A 20144-nucleotide genomic window follows, 5' to 3' on the forward strand; every position below is an offset into this window, starting at 1 on the left:
CTCAGGCAGCGCTGGCAGCCTTGTGCCCAGCCGCGAGGAACTGCCGATCGAATGCTTCAGCCGGCATCGGACGGCCGAAGAAATATCCCTGCCCTTCCTCGCATCCCATGCTGACCAGGAAGTCGGCAGTTGCCTTGTCCTCGATGCCTTCAGCCACGACTGTCAGACCGAGCTGCTTGCTGAGACCGATCGTCGAGCCGACGATTGCAGCATCGTCGGAATTCGCGAGAAGACCGAATACGAACGACCGGTCGATCTTGAGCCCGTCGAGCGGAAACTTCTTGAGATAGCTCAGGCTCGCATAGCCGGTGCCGAAATCATCGAACAGGACCCGGACGCCGAGCTCCTGAATTCGCTTGAACATGGCGAGCACGCGGCGTTCGTCATGGAGCAGGATGTCTTCGGTAACTTCGATTTCGAGAAGCGATGGCGTCAGCCCCGTCGCATCGAGCAGCGCTGCAACCGAATGCGCGAGATCGCCGGATTGGAGCTGCGAGGGTGAGAGGTTGATCGCGACGCGCACATTGTTGCCGGACAGTTCCCAGGCTCGCGCCTGACGGCAGGCGGTTTCCATAACCCAGTTTGCGATCCGCTCCGACAGGGCCGAAGTGTTGACCACCGGCATGAACTCTCCGGGCGAGACGTAGCCGCGCACCGGATGTCGCCAGCGGATGAGTGCTTCGGCCCCGACAAGACCGCCGTCGATCAGACGAACCTGCGGCTGGTAGAACAGTTCGAACTCATCGCGCTCCACGGCAAGCGCCAGCTCGCTCTCCAGCGTCAGCCGGTTCTCGAGCTCCTGCCTGATCGCACTTTCGAAGATCACATGGCTGCCGCGCCGCGTCGCCTTCGCGCGGCTCAGCGCCAGATGGCCGTTGCTCAGGAGATCATCAGCCGTCTGCCCGCCTTCCGGATGGACGGCAACGCCAACGCTGATCCCGACCCGGTGCTGCCGCGTACCCGCTGCGAGCGGCGCCTCGAACGCTTGCGTGATCCGCTCGGCAAACGCTTCGATCGACTCGCCGACTTCCGCGCAATCTATCGCGATGGCGAATTCGTCGCCGCTGAGCCGGGCGACGACCGCCTGACCATCGACTTCGCGCCGGAGACGCTCGGCGACCGCGCGCAGCACGACGTCGCCGGCCGAGTGTCCGAGCATGTCGTTGATCTCTTGGAAGCCGTCGAGTCCGAGCACAAGCAATGCGACGCCGGAAGACCGCCGCTCCGCCGCGCTGATCAGGTCGGCGAGGCCCGCATGCAGCATGGTCCGGTTGGCAAGACCCGTCAGCGCGTCGTGCTCTGCCAGGTAGCGAATACGTTCGGCTTCACGTTTGCGGACCGAAATATCGCGCAGGATCGCTCCGTATTGAAAGCCATCCGTTCCCTGCCAGCCCGAGAAGCTCGCTTCGACCGGGAAGGTTTCCCCGTTCTTGCGCCGGCCCTCGAACTCGACCACGACCGCCCCACCCGGAACAAGAAGCGCCTGACGCGCGGCGTCGTGCATCGACGGCCTTGCACCGCCGTCCACCGGCAAAGCACACAGCGTTTCGAACGGGCGGCCGATGATCTCGACCGGCATGTAGCCGAAGATCGCACTCGCGCCGGCATTCCAGACCGTGATCCGGTGCTCCTCGTCGGTGCAGACGAGCCCGTCGCCGAGCGACATCGCGATGCGATGGAAGCGGCTCTCGGCGATACGTCCGAGCAGACCGCGGAAATCGATTTCGTCCAGCGCAATTGCCGTCAGATAAGCGATGATCGCGATGTGGAACAGCGATGTGTCGATGACGAGGGGCCATCTCGCCTGCACGAGGGCTGCGACCAGTTCGGCGGCCACCCCGGCTGCGACGAGGATTGCGACGCGAATTCCCGGAGCGAAGCGGCGCCACGAATACATCATCAGCAGGCAGATCGCACCCAGGCCCAGGATCATGCCGATATCGGACGTCCAGCGCAGCATCCGGTTCTGCAGGATCGATTCAGCGGCCAGCGCCTGGAGGATCGACCCTGAGATGATCTTGCCGTTCGGAACACTGAACCGGTCACCGAGCTCGAGCGCCGTAGCACCGATGACGATCTTCTTGTCTTTCAGCTTGCCGAGCGTGGCGGTATCGCCGCGCAGCACATCAACATAGGAGACAGCGGGAATGGAAGCCGCACGAATGCTGAAGTCCAACAGAAAGGGCGGCCGGCGATTGACGTCCTGTCCCGCCAGCACAACGGCCATCGACGGCATCAAGGCGTCGCCGAGCTTCTCGCCAAACGGATAGCGGCGAACGAGCCCGTCGGATTCGACTGCGACATTGACGACGGCCGGCCACGATTGGTTGCTGAACTGCCTCAGGGGGCGGTTGACGTGAGCCGCGCCACCATTCGGCGCCGGCTGCTTGAAGGACGGAAGGATCGTCGAGCCGCCGACCTCCCGCAGCGCTCCGACGAAGGCTTCGTCGGAGGCCGGGTCGGACGGCGTGCTGAAATCGACATCGAAGGCGACGTCATGCGCCCCCGCCGCATCGAGCCTGCGCAGCAGCTCCGCATGCAACCGGCGTGGCCAGGGCCAGACCCCGATCTGATCGATCGACGGCGCGTCGATGGCCACGACGACGACATTGCCGCTGGCGTCACGCGATTGCCACGCGAACCGCAGGTCGGTGAGCGCGTTGCGAAGCGAGCCATGCCATCCCGTGGACAGCACGATCGCAAGCGCGATCACCACCAGAATATGCGGCCGATAGCGTTTCACCCGATCCTCCCGAGCACCCACTTCATCGGGCGCGCCCCCCTCATCCCCTTACGGACCTCAGTGTCGGTTGTGGCCGTACCCATTGCCATGGCCGTTGCTACCATTCCCCCCGCCATTCCCGTTACCATTGCCGTTGTTGCTGCTACCATTGCCAGTGGCCCCAACGTTGCCGTGGCCATTGCCGTTGTTGCTGCTACCATTGTTGCCGTTATTGCTGCTGTTGCCATTGTTGCCGGCGTTTCCGTTGTTGGCACCGGGGCCGTCATTAGATGCTCCGGCTGTTGCTGCGGCGATCACCGCACTTGCACCGGCCGAGCTGTTGCCGCCAGCCGTTGCAGCACCGCTCGTCGTCACCGCAGTCTGGACTGCGCTGTTGGATACTGTCGTACCGGTCTTGCCGTCGCTCCAGACTGTCTCGGCCCCGGTGCTGGCGTTCGCGTTGCGCACCTGGCCGGGAGCAACGACGCCGTGGGCGAGTCCGCGCGTCACCTTGTGGAAGTTCAGCTTGACCTCGCCGAGCGAGCTCGAAATGCGCACGACGCCGGCCTTGGAGGCATGGGCTCCAGCCGCCTGATGCGATGGCTTCTGTGCGCCGGCCGCCTTCGTGCCCTTGTCGATCGGGCCGAGCGCGTGGATTGCATGGCCGTTCGCCGCATTGCGCGGCGCCGACAGGCCTGATTTCGGCACGGGAATACGCTCAATCGTGGGAGCGCGCGGCTTGCCGTGCTCGATCGGATTGAACGTCCCGGCACCGCTTAGGCTGAGACCGGGCTTGCCGTGCTCAAAGACGGCGGCCGCTTGTCCCGGCATGAGCTGGGCGATCTGGCCCGTCTTGAAATCGGAGACTTCGACCTGCCCGCGGAGCACGCCGACCTTGGTGCTGCCCGCCCCCACCGTCACGCTGAACTGCGTTCCCTTGACCACGGCGGCGAGATAGGGCGTCTCGACCTCGAAATGCTTGACGTTGCGCTTCTCGACCTCGAGCAGGATCGAACCCGCCTGCTGGATGATCGTGGTCGAGAGTCCCTCCTTCTTCTCGGCCGGCAAGCCCACCACCGAATTGGGAGAGATCAGAATCGTCTCCTCGCCGCGGACAAGCAGGACGCGTCCGTTGCGCCCGGTACGAATGGTATCGCCCGGCTTCAGCGTCCCTTCCTGGCTCAACGACACCGCCTGCGCGCCGCTCGCTGCAAGCCAGACCTCGCCGGAGGACTTGCTGACAGACCAGACACCGTCATCCGCAGCGAATGCACCGGAAGCCGTTGCCAGGGCCAGCGCCACTACGAAGGCGCACCGCATTCCAACTTTGCCGAGCATGACGATCCTCAGTCCGCGTTACAGCCGGGCCTGAGGCGTATCCGAAATCACTCAAGAGAGGATTAGCAGGAAGAAGCCAGTGGCGTGGCCTCATTAACCAATCGTTGACCATAAAAACCTAAGAAAAATCATGCAGCTAACGAACCCTTACCGCCACAGGGCAATCCCTCCGTCAGACTACGGAGACGGCTTTGCTGCACGCGGCGGGAAGCGGCATTTCACTACCGTATTGGCGTTGTTGGCACCTATTTTCACGGGAGTTCCGCAGGCATTCGCACAACAGGCGAACCAGCCGGGTTTCGATCCGCGTCAGCCTGAGAAGTATTTCGAGAACCAAACCGAACGGGAATCGCAGAGCCGGCCTCCGATTGAGCTGCCGACAGTCGACCGGCCCAGCGCTGGCGGGGATGCCAAGCTGCAGTTCGTGCTGCGCGGAATCAGCGTCATCGGCGCTCACGCTGTCTCCCGCGAGCGCATCGCCGCAGTGTATCAGCCTTTTCTCGCCAAGAAGGTCTCGCAGTCGGATCTCGCCGCGATCGCCGGCGCGATCAGCGACCTCTACCGCGAAGCTGGATTCCACTTGAGTCGCGCCATCGTGCCGCCGCAGGACATTGTCGACGGCCGGGTCCGGATCCAGGTCATCGAAGGCGCCATCGTGCAGGCCGAGCTGAAGGGCGACGGCGCCGAGCAGTTCGGCGTGAGGCCGATGCTCGGGCCGGTTCTTGCCGAACAACCGTCACGGCTGGCAACGCTCGAACGCCAGCTCTTCCTGATCAACGGCAGGCCGGGCGTCCGGATCGTCGACACCGCGCTGGAGGAGATCGGCGGTACGACCGGCCGCTTCCGCCTGACCATCTATTTGAAGGCCTGGCACGTCTTCTCCTCACTCGCCCTGGACAATCTCGGATCGTCGTCGGTCGGCCCCTGGCAAACCTACGCGACCGGCGCATTCAACTCCTACCTCGCGCCCGGCGACGTGCTGGCGGTCAACCTGTCGACCATTGCCAACGACCCCCGCGAGCTCGGCTTCACACGCCTGTCCTATGACGCACCAATCGGCGTTGACGGTGCGCGCCTCGGCGCTTCCGTCCTATACAGCGCAGTCCGCCCCGGCGACTCACGCCGTCTCGACAGCGACATCACCACGACCGAAGCTTTCGAGGTGCGGGCAAGCACAGTGCCCTTCATGTCGCAATCCTCGGGGCTGACGCTTACCGCGGCTGGGAGCTTCAGCAACGTGTCCGAGCACGACAATTACGGCCCCTGGTACAACGACCACATCAGGACCGCCAGCCTGACCGCCGACTACCGGCTCCAGGATCGGTTCGGTGGCACCAGTCTTGCGACGCTGACCTATCGCCAGGGTCTCGACATCTTTGGCGCATCGCAGTTCGACGACGATCTGTTGTCGCGCGAGGGCGCCTCGTCGAATTTCTCGGTCTTGAACTTCTGGTTCACGCGCTACCAGACACTCAACGGCGCCTGGTCGCTCAAGCTCTCGGCTGCGAGCCAGACGGCGTCGCGGCCATTGTTCACCTCGCAGCAATTCTATCTTGGCGGCGCGGCTTTCGGCCGGGGCTATGGCGCAGCCGAGATCAGCGGCGACAACGGCCTTGCCGGCTCGCTCGAACTGCGCTTCGATCAGAAGCTCAATTTCCACTACTGGACCGGCTATCAGCTCTACGTCTTCGGCGACGCCGGCGCAGTCTGGAACGACGGTTACCGTCTGAGCGACGGCCTGTCGCTGACATCAGCCGGGGCCGGTGTGCGGTTCTTCTTGCCGTACGATCTCCAGGCGGATCTCGGGGTGGCTGTCCCCTTGAGCTACCGGGCGCCGGACAACGAGCGACGCAGCCCACGCTTCCTCTTCACACTGTCGAGCGCGTTCCGGGTCTGCCCCGAGCGCGGCAGGGCCTACTGTCTCTAGCCGCCGTCCTTTCGATCGACCCGGCACGCGGCCCGTTTTGCGGCCTTGCCAACAGACTTACCGGAATTTAATCCAGTAACCTTCTCACGATCGCTCGACCGGGAGTTCCCGATCACCATGTTCAGTCAAAGGTGATTTTGAGACAGAACCATGAGGAAGGTTTTTGCAATCCTGGCTTTGCTCTGCGTCCTTGGAGTCGGGCAGTATTTCGTCGTCAGCCAGTTCGCAATCCGCCATGAGGCCCTGACCCTATTCGACGCCTCGCGCCAGCGGCCGATCTCGGTGCAGATTGCCGTGCGGCGCGACTACGAGACCAAGGCCAATCTCGGCCTGTGGAAGCTCCCGCTCGCCATCATCAGTAACGGCAATACCGTCAAGGCCACCGAATATTCCTTCCTCGCCAACGTCCTCGCCGCACGAGGCTATCTGGTCGCCAGTATCCAGCAGGACTTGCCGAGCGATCCGCCGCTGATGACCCATGTCGGTCAGCCATATGTCGGCCGGCGTGAAGTCTACATCCGCTGCGAAGCCAACATTCTCTTCGTATTGGGCGAACTGAAGAGGCAGCAGGAGAACGTCGAATACGACCATATCACTCTCGTCGGCCACTCCAACGGCGGCGATGTCTCCATGTACGTCGCCCATCAGCACCCGGAGCTGGTGTCGAAGGTGATCACGCTCGACAATCTGCGGGTGCCTTTCGTGCTCAGCGACCACATGAAAATTCTGTCGTTCCGATCGAAGGACCCGCATTTCGTGACAGATCCCGGCGTGCTGCCGACGCCGGAAGAGGCCAAGGCGCGCGGCATCGATATCATCAACACCGGCGCGCAGCACACGGAGATGAGCGATCGCGGTCCGAACTCAGTCAAGGAGAAGATCCAGGAGACGCTCGACCGCTTCTTGCGTGACAGCGCCAGCAGCGCGCTTGCACCGGCGGATACGACGAGCCCGATGATCATGAACCCAGGCGACTATTAGCCGGGAACGCTTTGCGGCAGATCAAAGGCGGCTCCAAAGCGGCACGATAAAAGAGTCACATGGCCTCGGAGAGACACGTGTCGCACTATACCGAAACTCTTGATACGAAAAGCCTTCATACGAAAGGCTTTGGCCTGCCCGCGGCAAGAATGCCGGCATTCATACGGCATCTCTATCGTTCGACCCGCAAGCTGCTGCGGTCGATCATCGCCCGCATTGACCTCTCGCAATTTCCAGGATCATGCTGCGGATGAGCGCGGCGACCGCGTGCGAACGCAGAAGGATTGCCTTATGTCCCGGCATGTGAGACGGATTTGCCTGCTGCTCGGCGTAATCTCCGGCGTCGTCACGTCGCCCGCCCTCGCCGCTGACGCCGATCACGGTGCCGATCTCGCCAGGCGCTGGTGCGCGAGCTGCCATGTCGTGGCGAACGGACAGACCCAGGCGAGCGCCGACGTCCCATCCTTTGCATCCGTTGCGCGCAGGCCGGACTTCAGCCCGGAAAGGCTCGCCTTCTTCCTGCTCGATCCGCACCCGAAGATGCCGAATTTTCCCTTGAGCCGGAGCGAAGCCGGCGATATCGCGGCCTATATCTCATCGCTGCGTTAGCAGTCGCCGGACGATCACGACCTGCTGCAAACGCAAATCCCTGCCGGAAGCCGGCAGGGATCAGCAGAAAGGATGACGGACGGCGAATAAGGTCATTCGGTGGCCCATCATGGACCTGCGCCGATATCGAAGCGCGGATCTCCGCGCCACACAAGGCCAATTTGTGGGCACCCTGTACACACACCGAGAATCAGGACTTGCCCTTGCCTTGTTGCATCAGACTGCCGGTCATCTGGCGCATGTGATCTCCGGCGCTGGTGAACTGACTGCGCAGGAAATCCGATTGGATTCGCATCGCTTCCTGGAGATCGGTGGCATGCACCAGCTTGCGTGCATGCTCGAACGCCGACTTCATGTTCTGCTCGGTGAAAGCCAGCGCTTGCTTCGACACCTCCGTCCCCGCGCCCGGAACGGACGACATCGACTTGGTGGCGGCGTCAAAAAACATGCCGAATGCCTTTTCCGCCTGGTCAATCGTCTTCTCAGCCAGGTCGCGCAGTTCGGCCGGAACTTCGAGCTTCGGTTCGATCATGGTCGCACTCCTCCCTTTTTCTCAACTGAATACCACACTTGCCGGACCGCCTTCCAGCGGCCAGCCCCGGGGGGGAACGGCGCCGGCGCGGCGGCCCAGGCAGAAAAAGGAAGGGAACGGCACAGGGCCGGACTTTAGGACAAGGGATGCTCGGGAAAAGCTTCTTCCGCGGCGAGATCTTCGACCAGCTTGATCACTTCGAAGCGCTGTCGAGGCGCGAGCTTCAGGAACGCGCGGAGCAGGCGCAGACTTTCGACAGTGCTGCTTGCAGGCACACCGAGCTTGAGATGCAACTCAGCCGCGAAATCGAGGTTTTTCATCTCGCACCCATGACAAGCACCGGCCTTCGTGATCCGCTCAAGAACCGAACGCCGCAACAGAACCTATCGCGACGAAGCCTCGGCCGGTGGCCGCCGAGTTCACACACTGAGCTGCATCCGAACAATGGCCTCAACCGACTGGTTGTAACTATGCCAAGGAACAACCCGTCCGGCAAGCCCAACCGTGGATGTAGAGACGCCTCGTCTGCATCGCACCACCGCGATTCCGGATAACAGGAATATCGACCGCCGTCACCCACCTGCGTCAAGAAGTTGCATCAATCACGCACACAGCCCTGATCGCGGTCAATCCGCACAACGTTTCAGCTTGTTTCCGATGTGAATGCACATCGTGCGCACGAATTGGCGATGCTTCAGCATGCACACGCAATTGTTGAGCCCGACTTCGGCGGTTGTATCGCCGGCATGAGAGGTCGATCTTGCAGCCGGTCCTGATCTTGGCGCGACTGTTCGCAGCCGGAACCGCCGGTCCGGGCACAACTCGGCCGTGAACCGCTGTCCGCGAGCGAGCGACCAAGCCGTTGCGGCACGGCCACGCAGATACGGGCGCCATGGCTGAAGACTCTTCGATTTGGGCGCGCGTCAGCACCAAAGGACAACGGCATGCTTTCTCGCTGCGATCTCATCAAGGGCGCCGCGGTCGCGCTTCTCACCCTCTCGATACAAGGCGCATGGGCGCAGGAGACCAGGATGAACCTGTTCAAGATCGTCACCATCAAGGACGAAATCGTCGTCGGATTGTCGCAAGAGGAGCTTCAGGCGCTCGGCGGCAATGATGCGAGCGCCGTTGCACGCGCGCTGGCACAGAAGGGCGACCTCACTGTCTGGCAATACAACGTGCATCGTGGCCCGAACGGCGAACTGCAGCAGGCGCCGACCGCCAAGATCGGGCTTTTGGCCAACGCCTCGCTCCGCGTCGAGCCCTACACGACGCCTTACCGGATTGTACCTCATCCGTAGCGGCAGGCCGGCACGCCTGCGGCCGATGCCACAGGCGTGCCGCAATCATCTGCGCCGGTCCGCACGCCGCGTCCCGGCCTCCGTCGCAAAACCGTAGACCAGCGCCAGCCGATCCAGGCATTCGCGAAAGCGCCGCCCAAAATAATCGTTCCAGCGCTGCGCACGGACGGCCCGTCGCTGCCCGATCTGATCCATCGTCAGACCCAGCACCAGCACATCGTGCACCAGGGCGGCGCCATCGGTGCCGAGCTCGCGTTCGACCCGGTTCAGCCGCAGCACCGCCTGTCGCTGGCTCTCGGTGACCGGCTCGCGCGTACCTGTACCATCGACATATTCGCGTGTCGTGTCCACCGCCTGAGGGCCCCGCTCCGCCCGCTCCCAATCGTCCTGGAAGGCGCGCCCGCCCCGGTATTGCGCGTCGTCGATCTGGTGGTGTGCGTGCAGCCGGCCGAGCGGATCGTTGCGGATTGAGCGGATGGCCAGTATCTTCTCGCCTGAATCGAGCGCGAGCGGATTGTCGACCTCCACCTCCGCCACCTCGGCATTGAACGGCACCTCCCGCGACCGCCGGTCGTAGATCTGCGCCAATTTGTAGGACTTGTTGCGTCGGGCACGAGCCACTCGGATACTCCTTGCAAGACTGACGATTGAACGGACGGCTGCACCTTCAGCCGGCCGAGACCAGCTTCAGCACGACGGGGCCTGCGGCACGGGCGGACCCAGCCTCGGAACGGCGCGCCAGGCGGGCATGCGGCGCGCAATAGCTGGAGCCCGGCTGGCGCGGGTGGCCGCAGAAGGTGATGTCCTCCCCGTCCTTGTCGCCACCATAGGGATAGCGGCAGTCGGCCGGCTCGAGTTCGACCAGTTGGATCAGGCGCGGCTGGACGCCGACGCAACGCAACTTCACCTGCGCCGCAGGCTTCATTGCGGACTTCGGCGGCAGGCTCAGGTTCGGCAACGCCGACCGGCGCGGCGAAATGAGAGTGGCCTCGCCCGGCAATGCTGGTGCGATCGACGGGCTCGTCATCCATTCCGGCACGACGAGCCCGAGCCGCTTGGCGCGGCCGACCACCGCGCTGCGCGTATAAGCCGTTCCAAACCTTGCGTTAATCTGTCTTCCAATCTCCGCGTAAGACATGCCTTTGAGAAAATAGTCGCGAAGCGCGTCGGAGTGCTCCGACGGCCATTGGCCCGGTTCCATGATGCTGTCCTGTGATGCGCCTTCCGATCAGGCGACCGGGAAGCGGTACACACATTCCGTTATTCCGAATACGATGTCAAGCAATAATTCTGATATTCATAATTGCATCAATTCCGAATTTCGGATTACAAGAGGCGAGACGGCGCGCAATCGAGGGAATCACCATGTTGGACGTTGCAATGATCGAACGAGGCCTGGAGAAGACGGGCAAGAGCAAGGGCGGCCTGGCGGCAGCCATGGGCGTGCGGCCCGGCGCGGTCTCGGAGATCCTCGGCGGCGAGCGTCTGGTGAAGGCATCGGAAATCATTCCGATCATGGAATATCTCGAGCTCAATCTCGCGCCGATCATGGGCCGCGTCGGAGCCGGCGCGGTGATCGAGCCGGACTATGAACAGGTTCCCCCGGAAGGTCTCGGCGACATCACATTGCCCTTTCCGATCATGGAAGAGACGATCGCATTCGAGATCGTGGGCGATTCGATGCTGCCCAAATACGAGAGCGGTGACGTGATCGTGGTCTACAAGGACCAGCGCCATCCGCTGTCGAGCTTCTACGGCGAAGAGGCGGTGGTCCGCCTCAAGACCGGCGAGCGCTATCTGAAGACCATCGAGCGGGGAAAATCACCCTCCGTCGTCAATCTCACGAGCTTCAATGCCAAGCCGATCGTCGGGGTCAAGCTCGACTGGGTGGGTGAGATCTGCCTGTCCATGCCCAAGGGGCAGCTCGAGCGGCTGCGTGCGAAATCGGCGCGCCCTCGCAAGAAAGGCAAATAAAGACCATACGATCAGCGATTTCTGATTTATAGAAATCGCGGTTGACAAAGTTCCGTTTTTCGGAAATACTCTGCCGCGTCCCCGACCACGGGCGCGGCAGGATCGTTTCATGCAATACTTCGTCGTGATGATCGAATATGGGCGGCGGGGCCGCGAGGCGGTCGTCGATCCCGAAATCACGAGGCGAGAGGTCATCTCCCGCATCGCCTCGGGTGAATACCGGAACATCTCGTTCATCCACGAAATCGTGGAGAATGCCGTCGAGGACGTGACCGAGGCCATCCTGACCGAGGCCGCCCTGCCCCAGATTGCGCCCGAGGATGTCGACCTCCAGGCAATCCGCCTTGATCACACCCGCGATCTGCGCAAGCACGAGCGGACGTGACGCAGGCCAAGCAGCTTGCGTCACGGCCCGGCCCGGCCGAGCATCAGACCAGAAGAACGGTCGATCCCGTGGTCTTGCGAGCCGCAAGATCGGTATGCGCCTTGGCGGCGTCCTTCAGCGGATAGGTCTGGTGCACCTCGATCTTGACCGCCCCGGACTTGACGACGTCGAACAGTTCGTTCGCCATCGCGACCAGATTTTCGCGCTTGGCGGCGTAGGTGAACAGCGTCGGACGCGTGACGTATAGCGACCCCTTCTGTGCCAGCAGGCCGAGATTGAGCGGCTCGACAGCTCCCGAAGACTGGCCGAACAGAACCGCGACACCGAGCGGCGCGAGGCAATCCAGCGATTTGAGGAACGTATCCTTGCCGACGGAATCGTAAACCACTGGCACCTTCTTGCCGCCGGTGATTTCGTCGACCCGCTTTACGAAATCTTCCCGCGTGTAGATGATCACATGGTCGCAACCATGCGCCTTGGCGAGTTTTGCCTTCTCGTCGTTGCTGACGGTGCCGATCACGGTCGCGCCGAGATGCTTGGCCCACTGGCTCAAGATCAGGCCGACGCCGCCGGCCGCAGCGTGAAGCAGGATGGTATCGCCGGCCTTCACCCGATAGGTCTGCCGGATCAGGTATTGCGTGGTGAGCCCTTTGAGCATCATTGCCGCTGCGGTCTTGTCATCGACGCCGTCGGGCAATTTCAACAGCCGGTCGGCGGGGATCAGCCGCGCCTCGGAATAAGCCCCGAGCGGCGAGGCGCCATAAGCGACGCGATCGCCCGGCTTCAGATCGGTGACACCGGGCCCGACCTCCTCGACGACACCTGCCGCCTCGCTGCCGAGCCCGCTCGGCAATTGCGCCGGATAGAGACCCGAACGGTTGTAGATGTCGACGAAATTGAGTCCGACAGCCGTGTGGCGGATGCGCGCTTCGCCGGGTCCAGGTGTGCCGACATTGACCTCCTCCCAGACCAGGACTTCCGGACCGCCGGTCCTGTGAAAACGAATGGCATGCGTCATGGGCGTTACTCCCTTATCGTTGCAGTGAAATCCAGTGAACCGGGTCGGCCTGCGAAATAGGCATTTGGTCCGCCCCTTACCAGTACCATCCGTAACAAGAATGTCACAGCGAACGACAAACGCCCGCCGTTCCGCCTCTGTTCGAAAGAGTTGATGAGGGCTCCGGGGGTAACCGGCAGTAGCTTTCGCGCGGGGTCTGGTGGTCGCCTGCGAAGGAGAGCCGAGATGCCAGCTTACGTTCAGCATCATCAGGACATCGAGATCGCGCCTGTGAACTGCCCCACCTGCATGGGGTTCCTGCCGATGTATGTGCGCGAGGTCGAGCCGCATTGGAGCCTTGCCAAGATCGACTTCGTGTATGAATGCGCCGATTGCGGCGCCGAGGTCAGACAGACCATCCGCAAGCCGGAGTTGCTGCGGCACTGATCGCACGAACGGCGAACCGCTTAACTATTTGCGCTAAGCGGAAAAAACGCCGTTCACGCGGGCCTGATGTCTCCCAAACGAGGCTTGTTCTTTGCCTGGAACGCAGGCAGAACAAGCCTCAAGCAAGACCTTTGGGAGCGCCCTTTCGTGGCTGATCAGAAGGCCTCGACATCGATCGAGGCAGTGGAGAGCGGCCTCGCCGCGCAAGGCTACATCGCGAGCCGGCAGATCGCGACCGCCGTCTATTTGTCGCAGCAGATCGAGAAGCCGATCCTGGTCGAGGGCCCCGCGGGCGTCGGCAAGACCGAACTCGCCAAGGCGATCGCGGCCTGGCGCGGCATGAAGATGATCCGCCTGCAATGCTACGAGGGCCTCGACGAGGCCAAGGCGCTCTATGAGTGGAAATACGCCAAGCAGCTACTCTATACGCAAATCCTGAAGGACAAGCTCGGCGAGGTTCTCGGCGGCGCGCAGACGCTGCATGCAGCGCTCGACCAGCTCCACGATTTCGGAGACGTGTTCTTCTCCAAGGAGTTCGTCGAGCCGCGTCCCCTGCTCCAGGCGCTGGAGCAGCCGGGCGGCTGCGTGCTCTTGATCGACGAGATCGACAAGTCGGATGCGGAGTTCGAATCGCTGCTGCTGGAAATTCTGTCCGATTTCCAGGTCACGATCCCCGAGCTCGGAACCGTCTCGGCCGTCACGCCGCCGACCGTGATCCTCACCTCCAACAGCGAGCGCGATCTTGGCGACGCCCTGAAACGGCGCTGCCTGCATCTTCATATCGGCTTCCCCGAGCAGCGCCTCGAGGAACGCATCGTCGAAAGCCGCGTGCCCGGCATCTCCCAGACGCTGCGCCGGCAGATGATCGGCTTCATCCACGAGATCCGCTCGCTGGATCTGAAGAAGCTGCCGTCGGTCAGCGAGACCATCGACTGGGCGCGCGTGCTGGTGCTGCTCCAGGCTTCCGAGCTCGACACCGAGATCGTCAAGGACACACTCAACGTCCTCCTGAAATACGAGACGGACATCGAGGCAGCGGCGCCGCAGGTGACCACCTTCATTGCCAAGGCGGCACGGTCCAACGTCTTCGGTTGACGCCGATGCGCGAGAACCTCCATCGTTTCTTTCGAGCGGCGCGGGGCGTCGGCGTTCACGTCTCGCCTGCCGAAAGCATCGATGCGATGCGCGCAGTCGCGCAGGTCGGCATCTCCGACCGCGCCGTCCTGCGCGACGCGCTGCTCCTGACACTTGCCAAGTCCCAGGACGAGAAGCTCGCGCTCGGTGACTGCTTTGATCTGTTCTTCAGTCAGCCGGAGCCGCGGCAGGACCAGCCCGAGGCCGACAACGACGACGCTCCGCAGGACGCAGATCAGCCGCCCTCCTCCGGCGCTCCCAGCGATGCCGGCGATGATCAGCCTCCCGAAGGTCTAGGCCCGCTCGCGCAGATGCTGCTGTCGCAGGACCGCAATACGATTGCGGCTGCGATTGCCAGCGCCTCCGGGGCAGCCTCCCTGTCCGACATCCGCTACTCCACTCAGCGCGGCATATTCTCCAGCCGCATCCTCGACGCCATGGGCCTCCAGCGCCTGCGCGACGATCTCGACGAATTGACCGCGACCAACCCGGCACTGGCCGAACGTCTGCGTGCCGCTCTGGACGCCTTGCGCGAGGCCGTGCGCGATACGGTCTCTCAGGGGCTTGCACTCTATGCCCGCGAGGAGGCCGAAAACCTCCGCAACGAGATCCTGCGCAATGCGCCGCTGGCCCGCATCGAGCGGCGCCAGGTCGCCGAGATGCGCGCCCTCATCCGTCAGATCGCGCGCCGGCTGCGCGAGCGCTACTCGAAGCCGCGCAAACGCCAGCGCCGCGGCCATCTCGACGTCCGTCGCACGCTCCGCCGTAATGCGGCCTGGGGCGGCGTGCCCTTCCTCACGGCATGGAAGCGCAAGCATCGCGACCGGCCGAAGATCATAGCGCTGTGCGACGTCTCGGGCTCCGTTGCGCAAGTGTCAGATTTCTTCCTGCTGCTCATCCACTCGCTGCACGAGGTGGTCGACGATGTCCGCTCCTTCGCCTTCTCCTCGCACCTGATCGAGGTCAGCGAGATCCTGGAATCGAAGTCGCCGGAGGAGGCGATGTCCGAGATCATGTCCAAGGTCGGTTTCGGCTCGTCGGACTACGGCTCTTCGCTGGTCGATTTCGAGAAGGGGTTCATGAGCACGCTGACGCCGCAGACCACGGTGATCGTGCTCGGCGATGCCCGCAGCAACAATCTCAACCCGCGCGCCGACATTTTGCGCCGGATCTCCGATCGCTCGAAGCGACTGGTCTGGCTCAATCCCGAGGGGCGGCTCGCCTGGGGCTTTGGCGATTCCGAGATGCCGCGCTACGCGACCTTTTGCAGCGTCGTGCGCCAATGCGCCACCGCGCACCAGCTCGAGCGCGCAGTGTCCGATATCGTGGCGACCTATCAGTAAGCAATATTAGCCACCCGGGTCAGGCGGCGTTCCGCTCGGCCTGCGCGAGATTGCGTTCCCGAAAGTGATACGCGATTTCGTCGAGCGCGCGCTGCTCCCATTCCTCGGCCTGTGCGAGCCAGAATACCCGACGTTCCGAATCGAGCGCCGCGCGCTCGCGGCATAAAAATTCCTGACTACGGATTTCAGCCAGCCTCTTCATGCACTCACACTCCTGCCGTGTGAAGCCATTCCCCGCGAAGGAGCGTAGCAGAGCCCGGAACAACTTGTCTCGCATTTCTGTGCATATCGCGACGCAAAATGGGACAGCGACGCTTCCCGTGCACCGCGCAATTCGCACTGCAACATCAAGCGCAGATCATCAATTAGTGATCGGAAGTTCAGACGATATTCGCGCGCGAAAGATCTTAACTCTTGTGACGCAACGAACTGCGGCAATTTGTGAAGAGACGTTCTAAACATCTCACCGAATTCCGGACTCATTGTCGTCGCATGGTCTTCATGCAGCGCCGATAACAGGGGCGCGTGAACGTTACGATCGCCTGAGGCAACATGAACGACGATTTCGACTTTGAGCTTTCGCCGGACCAATGGGCGGCCCTGCGCTCACTTCGTAACCCGTTGTCGAACGGCCGTCTCAAGGCCCATCTCGTCGAAAGCCTCGTCGCACTCGGCCTCGTCGTCACCAATGACGGCGTGCCTGCCATGACGCCGACCGGACGCAAGGTGCTGGTGCGCGGATCGTGCCGGCTGCTGGATCTCGTAGCGTGAGCGATACGTCAACGAGTGGATTCGTCAATCCACCGGAGCAGCGGCGTTCCATACGCCCTCCTCCAGACGGACAGGAAGCGCGGAAACCAGGAATGGGCCACGGCGCCCTTGTAGGCCCAGGTGCGATACTTCAGACCCTGTTCTGAGATCAGCTCCTGATAGCCGCCGTGAACCTCGGTCGCCGTCCGAATATCCTTCAATATTCCTTGGGCGCAGGCCCGGTAGGTCTCGCCGCCAGCGAATTCGTCATAGTCCAGCATGCGATCCGCGAACTCGACGTTGAACGTCGGCCAGCAGGAACGTCCCTGATAGGCCGGTGCCGCAATCCTGTGGATCATCTTGTTCCTGGGATTCTCGGCTGAGACCAGGAAATGAAACGTGCTGGGGATGCGAAACCGCGGCTCTGCAATGATCAGATCCGTCGTGGCCGCGAACAGCGCCCGCTCGCTCACGTCGCTCATATTCCAGAATCCACGATGCACGCTGACGAAATCCAGCGCGACCGATGAGGCCGGCGAGCTCGCCGGACCTTCCAGGGAATGCCTGATATGGCCGTCTTTGCCGAACAGGCGGAGCAGGTCTGTCTTGTACTGCGCAAGGTCACGCCCGAGCAGCCGCTTCAGCTCGTTCTCGCCGACGACCCCGAGCTGCACGCCCCACACGAAGGTCGTGTAGACGGAAGCATTGGTCACGAAGCGCCTGCGTTCGGCGCGGGTGTCTGTCGCGGCGGAGCGCGGCGCGTGGACATCGCAAAGCAAATACCTGGTACCATCATCATTGAACGGTTCGAGCTCGCTTGCGAGCTGGAGGATCGCTCGCTTCAGGTCACCGCCATATTCGGCCAGCAACAAGCGACCTGCATGGGCGCATTGTGACATTGCCAGATGGGCGGCCGTCCTGTCTTCGGCAGAGATCATCTGCTGGAGACCGGCGAGAATACCGAGCAGCGTGTCCGACGGGCGCGAGAAATAGTTCACGCCGAGGTACCGACCGCGTCCCGCCGGGACGATGGTCGTCGTGACGACGCCGGCACGAACCGCCTCCAGCAACAAACGGACGCTCTTTTCGAGCAACCGAACCCGCCGCACCGCGTCCTGCGAATCCATGATGGTTTCGGGGTCGAGAACGTCGGGATAGAACCACGCGAAGTCTCGGGGATAATAGGCGGAGGCGTGCGGGGCGCCTGTGACGAGGAAAGCCTCGGTCACCGAGAACGCGCTGTCCATCGAGTGCCGATAAAGGTCCTCGATCGCCGACAACGAATGATGCGACTTTCTCAGGAACCGATCACCGAGAAAATTGACCGCCTGAAGAGCGTTGGCGACAAGGGTCGCAACCCCGCCCTGGTAAAACCGGTTTCCGCGATGTGACGGCAGGGGAATGTCGCTCTTCATGTGCACCGAGTATCTCGCGATCCCGGCGATGGCCGGTCACCATTCCAAGCGTGACTGATTCGTGTCTCGCCACGATGACGGGGCGGGGGCCGGCTGTTCAGCTCGCGGCGGCGCGGCTCTCCCGCGTCTGGAAATTCTCGATCACCCGCAGCAGCACCCGCGCGCCGGCATCGGCATCGGCGAGCTCGACATGCTCATCCGGGTGATGGCTGATGCCGCCGCGACAGCGAACGAAGATCATGCCGACATCGGCAATGTCGATCATCGCCATGCCGTCGTGCCCTGCCCCGCTCGGCAACTCGAACACGGAGAAGCCTTCGGCTCCGATCGCCTGCGCGATCTGCTCCTTGAGCCACGGCGCGCAAGGTGCGGTGCGGTTCTCGTGGGTGACGTCAAGCTGAAGGGCCAGCTGCCGGCGCTTGGCGATCGCCTCGATCCGGCGGACGATATCGGCCACCGCACGCTTGCGGTGTATGTCGGTGGGGGCGCGCATATCGATGGTGAAGAATACTTCGCCCGGAATGACATTGGTCGCGCCGGGCCTCGCCTGGATGTAGCCGACGGTGCCGACCAGGCCGCCCTCGTCGGTGCGGCAAAATTGTTCGATCGCACCAATGCATTCCGCCGCCCCGGCGAGCGCGTCGCGCCGAAGCTCCATCGGTACGGTGCCGGCGTGACCGGCCATGCCCGTCAGCCGTGCGGCAAGCCGTGTGGCGCCGGCAATCGCGGTGACGACCCCCACGGGCAGATTCTGCGCTTCCAGCACCGGCCCCTGCTCGATGTGCAATTCGAGGTAGGCGAGCAGCTCACGCCGCGCTCGCGCGGCCGCGCCGACATGGTCGGGATCGAGCCCGAACTGCACGAGCGCATCGCGCATCGACACGCCATCGCGATCGCGCGTGTTCAGCACATTCTCGTCAAAGGTGCCGGCCACCGCACGGCTGCCGAGCAAGGTCGAAGCGAAGCGCACCCCCTCCTCATCGGCAAAACCGACCACCTCGATCGCAAACGGCAGGCGCCTGCCGCGGCGGTTGAGATCGGCGACGCAAGAGATCGCCGTGATCACACCCAGCGGTCCATCCCATTTGCCGGCATCGCGCACGGTGTCGTAATGCGAGCCGAGCATCAGGCAGGGCGCGCCTGGCCGGTCGCCTTCGTAGCGGCCACAGACGTTGCCGATCGCGTCGATGCGCGCGCTCATGCCGGCTTCGCGCATCCAGCCCAGGATGAGGTCCGCCGCCTCGCGCAACTCCTTGGTGAGATAGATGCGGGTGAGGTTGTCACCTTCTTCCGAGATCGCGGCCAGATCGTTGATCCGACGCACGATCACTTCGCCGAGCGATGCATCTTGAACGGCGTTAACGGACCCCATCTCGACAAACTTCCTCTTCTCTGGACCGCGGCGACGGCCGTCCTGGCGATCGGCGAGAGTTCGATGCCAGCAAAAATCACGTACCGGCGCCTGCCCCAACAGGCGCGTGATTAGCATGAATGCGACTACGCGCCACACTGCCTTGCGCCGGTCGTGCGCGCGGGCGCCCCAACGCCTGCAATTGCGTCTGGCATTTCTTCCCAATCAGGGATCCGACGGGTCACATTACCGATATTTTTCAATCGGTTATCCGGAAAATGCCGTCATCAACAACCGTCCGGCCGGCTGGTGATGTTTCACGGCAAATTGTGTATGAAGCACGGATCAGCGAAGCCGACATTCATCGTGGTTGGCCGGCGCATGGCGGGCATTGACCGCGGAGTAGCGATGGACGCCGCGTCCGAACGTGACGAACACTTCCTGCGCCTGTCGTTCGCGGTCGCCCGCCGCTCGCTTAGCCATGGCAATCATCCCTTCGGCTGCATCGTTGTCGCGGCCGACGGCAAGGTTCTCATCGAGAGCGAGAATGGCTACATGCCGGATCATGACGGCACCGCGCATGCCGAACGGCTCGCGGCCACCCAGGCCTGCCGCACGCTCGGGCGCGAAGTGCTGGCGAAAGCCACGCTCTATTCGTCGGCCGAGCCCTGCGCGATGTGTGCCGGTGCGATCTACTGGGCCGGCATCGGCCGCGTCGTCTTTGGCCTCGGCGAACATCGCCTGCGCGGCCTCACCGGCAACCATCCGGAGAACCCGACCCTCGACCTGCCGTGCCGCGAGGTCTTTGCCCGCGGCCAGCGCCCGACGGAGGTCATCGGCCCCCTGCTCGAAAAGGAGGCGGAGGCGCTGCACGACGGCGCTTGGACGAAGTAGCAGCACATCCAAAGGGAGATGACGCCGTTTTTCTGATCGCGCCC

General features: G+C 62.9%; 22 protein-coding genes. 12 read left to right on the forward strand and 10 right to left on the reverse strand.

Going from position 1 to position 20144, the window contains the following annotated elements; genetic code table 11:
* Position 1: 1 nt before the first annotated feature.
* Together ACM42_RS37205 and ACM42_RS37210 are read right to left on the reverse strand one after the other, a co-directional pair.
* Positions 2-2743 carry an EAL domain-containing protein gene (locus ACM42_RS37205; protein ID WP_271533417.1) on the reverse strand — a complete coding sequence of 914 codons (2742 nt, stop codon included), beginning with the start codon at positions 2741-2743 and terminating at the stop codon, positions 2-4.
* Positions 2744-2800: 57 nt separating this feature from the next.
* Positions 2801-4060: a FecR family protein gene (locus ACM42_RS37210; RefSeq protein ID WP_271533418.1), complete on the reverse strand. Its 1260-nt coding sequence runs from the start codon at positions 4058-4060 to the stop codon at positions 2801-2803.
* Between the two features lie 130 nt (positions 4061-4190).
* Between ACM42_RS37210 and ACM42_RS37215 the strand changes: the two genes are divergently transcribed.
* From ACM42_RS37215 to ACM42_RS37230, 4 genes are all read left to right on the forward strand, one after another.
* Positions 4191-5987, forward strand: a complete 1797-nt coding sequence (locus ACM42_RS37215) for a ShlB/FhaC/HecB family hemolysin secretion/activation protein (protein ID WP_271533419.1) — start codon at positions 4191-4193, stop codon at positions 5985-5987.
* Between the two features lie 150 nt (positions 5988-6137).
* Positions 6138-6968 (forward strand): alpha/beta fold hydrolase, encoded by an 831-nt coding sequence (locus ACM42_RS37220; protein WP_271533420.1) that lies wholly within the window; start codon positions 6138-6140, stop codon positions 6966-6968.
* A 77-nt stretch (positions 6969-7045) separates the two neighbouring features.
* On the forward strand, positions 7046-7222 hold the full coding sequence (locus ACM42_RS37225) for a hypothetical protein (RefSeq protein ID WP_271533421.1): 177 nt from the start codon (positions 7046-7048) through the stop codon (positions 7220-7222).
* A gap of 37 nt (positions 7223-7259) precedes the next feature.
* Positions 7260-7577 carry a c-type cytochrome gene (locus tag ACM42_RS37230; protein ID WP_271533422.1) on the forward strand — a complete coding sequence of 106 codons (318 nt, stop codon included), beginning with the start codon at positions 7260-7262 and terminating at the stop codon, positions 7575-7577.
* A 190-nt stretch (positions 7578-7767) separates the two neighbouring features.
* Here ACM42_RS37230 and ACM42_RS37235 read toward each other — a convergent pair whose 3' ends face one another.
* On the reverse strand, positions 7768-8109 hold the full coding sequence (locus ACM42_RS37235) for a phasin (RefSeq protein ID WP_271533423.1): 342 nt from the start codon (positions 8107-8109) through the stop codon (positions 7768-7770).
* 134 nt (positions 8110-8243) lie between these two features.
* Complete coding sequence (locus ACM42_RS37240; protein WP_131871037.1) at positions 8244-8429, reverse strand: hypothetical protein; 186 nt, start codon at positions 8427-8429, stop codon at positions 8244-8246.
* Positions 8430-9053: 624 nt separating this feature from the next.
* On the opposite strand from ACM42_RS37240, the gene ACM42_RS37245 reads away from it, so the two are divergent.
* Positions 9054-9410 carry a hypothetical protein gene (locus tag ACM42_RS37245; protein ID WP_271533424.1) on the forward strand — a complete coding sequence of 119 codons (357 nt, stop codon included), beginning with the start codon at positions 9054-9056 and terminating at the stop codon, positions 9408-9410.
* Positions 9411-9455: 45 nt separating this feature from the next.
* On the opposite strand, the gene ACM42_RS37250 is transcribed toward ACM42_RS37245, so the two are convergent.
* Together ACM42_RS37250 and ACM42_RS37255 are read right to left on the reverse strand one after the other, a co-directional pair.
* Positions 9456-10031 (reverse strand): hypothetical protein, encoded by a 576-nt coding sequence (locus ACM42_RS37250; protein WP_271533425.1) that lies wholly within the window; start codon positions 10029-10031, stop codon positions 9456-9458.
* Between the two features lie 46 nt (positions 10032-10077).
* The gene (locus ACM42_RS37255) at positions 10078-10611 is read right to left on the reverse strand and encodes a GcrA family cell cycle regulator (RefSeq protein WP_271533426.1); all 534 of its coding nucleotides are present in this window, start codon (positions 10609-10611) and stop codon (positions 10078-10080) included.
* A gap of 164 nt (positions 10612-10775) precedes the next feature.
* Here ACM42_RS37255 and ACM42_RS37260 point away from each other — a divergent pair, with 164 nt between their 5' ends.
* The gene (locus tag ACM42_RS37260; RefSeq protein ID WP_027576185.1) at positions 10776-11384 is read left to right on the forward strand and encodes a S24 family peptidase; all 609 of its coding nucleotides are present in this window, start codon (positions 10776-10778) and stop codon (positions 11382-11384) included.
* Positions 11385-11493: 109 nt separating this feature from the next.
* A complete protein-coding gene (locus ACM42_RS37265; protein ID WP_271533427.1) occupies positions 11494-11769 on the forward strand; it encodes a hypothetical protein in 276 nt (91 codons plus the stop codon).
* A 43-nt stretch (positions 11770-11812) separates the two neighbouring features.
* Here ACM42_RS37265 and ACM42_RS37270 read toward each other — a convergent pair whose 3' ends face one another.
* Entirely contained in the window at positions 11813-12787 is a 975-nt protein-coding gene (locus ACM42_RS37270; protein ID WP_271533428.1) for a quinone oxidoreductase family protein, read from the reverse strand.
* Between the two features lie 225 nt (positions 12788-13012).
* Between ACM42_RS37270 and ACM42_RS37275 the strand changes: the two genes are divergently transcribed.
* The 3 genes from ACM42_RS37275 (at position 13013) to ACM42_RS37285 (ending at position 15690) form a co-directional block, all read left to right on the forward strand.
* Positions 13013-13213, forward strand: a complete 201-nt coding sequence (locus ACM42_RS37275; protein ID WP_018319162.1) for a hypothetical protein — start codon at positions 13013-13015, stop codon at positions 13211-13213.
* A gap of 147 nt (positions 13214-13360) precedes the next feature.
* A complete protein-coding gene (locus tag ACM42_RS37280; RefSeq protein ID WP_271533429.1) occupies positions 13361-14308 on the forward strand; it encodes an AAA family ATPase in 948 nt (315 codons plus the stop codon).
* Positions 14309-14313: 5 nt separating this feature from the next.
* A complete protein-coding gene (locus ACM42_RS37285; protein ID WP_271533430.1) occupies positions 14314-15690 on the forward strand; it encodes a vWA domain-containing protein in 1377 nt (458 codons plus the stop codon).
* Between the two features lie 19 nt (positions 15691-15709).
* On the opposite strand, the gene ACM42_RS37290 is transcribed toward ACM42_RS37285, so the two are convergent.
* A complete protein-coding gene (locus tag ACM42_RS37290; protein ID WP_271533431.1) occupies positions 15710-15892 on the reverse strand; it encodes a hypothetical protein in 183 nt (60 codons plus the stop codon).
* Between the two features lie 350 nt (positions 15893-16242).
* Between ACM42_RS37290 and ACM42_RS37295 the strand changes: the two genes are divergently transcribed.
* On the forward strand, positions 16243-16461 hold the full coding sequence (locus tag ACM42_RS37295; protein ID WP_271533432.1) for a hypothetical protein: 219 nt from the start codon (positions 16243-16245) through the stop codon (positions 16459-16461).
* Between the two features lie 8 nt (positions 16462-16469).
* Here the strand turns inward: ACM42_RS37295 and ACM42_RS37300 are convergent, their stop codons facing one another.
* A complete protein-coding gene (locus tag ACM42_RS37300; RefSeq protein WP_271533740.1) occupies positions 16470-17855 on the reverse strand; it encodes a hypothetical protein in 1386 nt (461 codons plus the stop codon).
* A gap of 97 nt (positions 17856-17952) precedes the next feature.
* Complete coding sequence (locus ACM42_RS37305) at positions 17953-19227, reverse strand: allantoate amidohydrolase (RefSeq protein ID WP_271533433.1); 1275 nt, start codon at positions 19225-19227, stop codon at positions 17953-17955.
* Between the two features lie 387 nt (positions 19228-19614).
* On the opposite strand from ACM42_RS37305, the gene ACM42_RS37310 reads away from it, so the two are divergent.
* Positions 19615-20100, forward strand: a complete 486-nt coding sequence (locus tag ACM42_RS37310; protein WP_271533742.1) for a nucleoside deaminase — start codon at positions 19615-19617, stop codon at positions 20098-20100.
* The last annotated feature ends 44 nt before the right edge of the window (positions 20101-20144 follow it).

Source organism: Bradyrhizobium sp. CCBAU 25338 (assembly GCF_028128965.1).
In the GTDB taxonomy this organism is placed as follows: Bacteria; Pseudomonadota; Alphaproteobacteria; order Rhizobiales; family Xanthobacteraceae; genus Bradyrhizobium; species Bradyrhizobium liaoningense.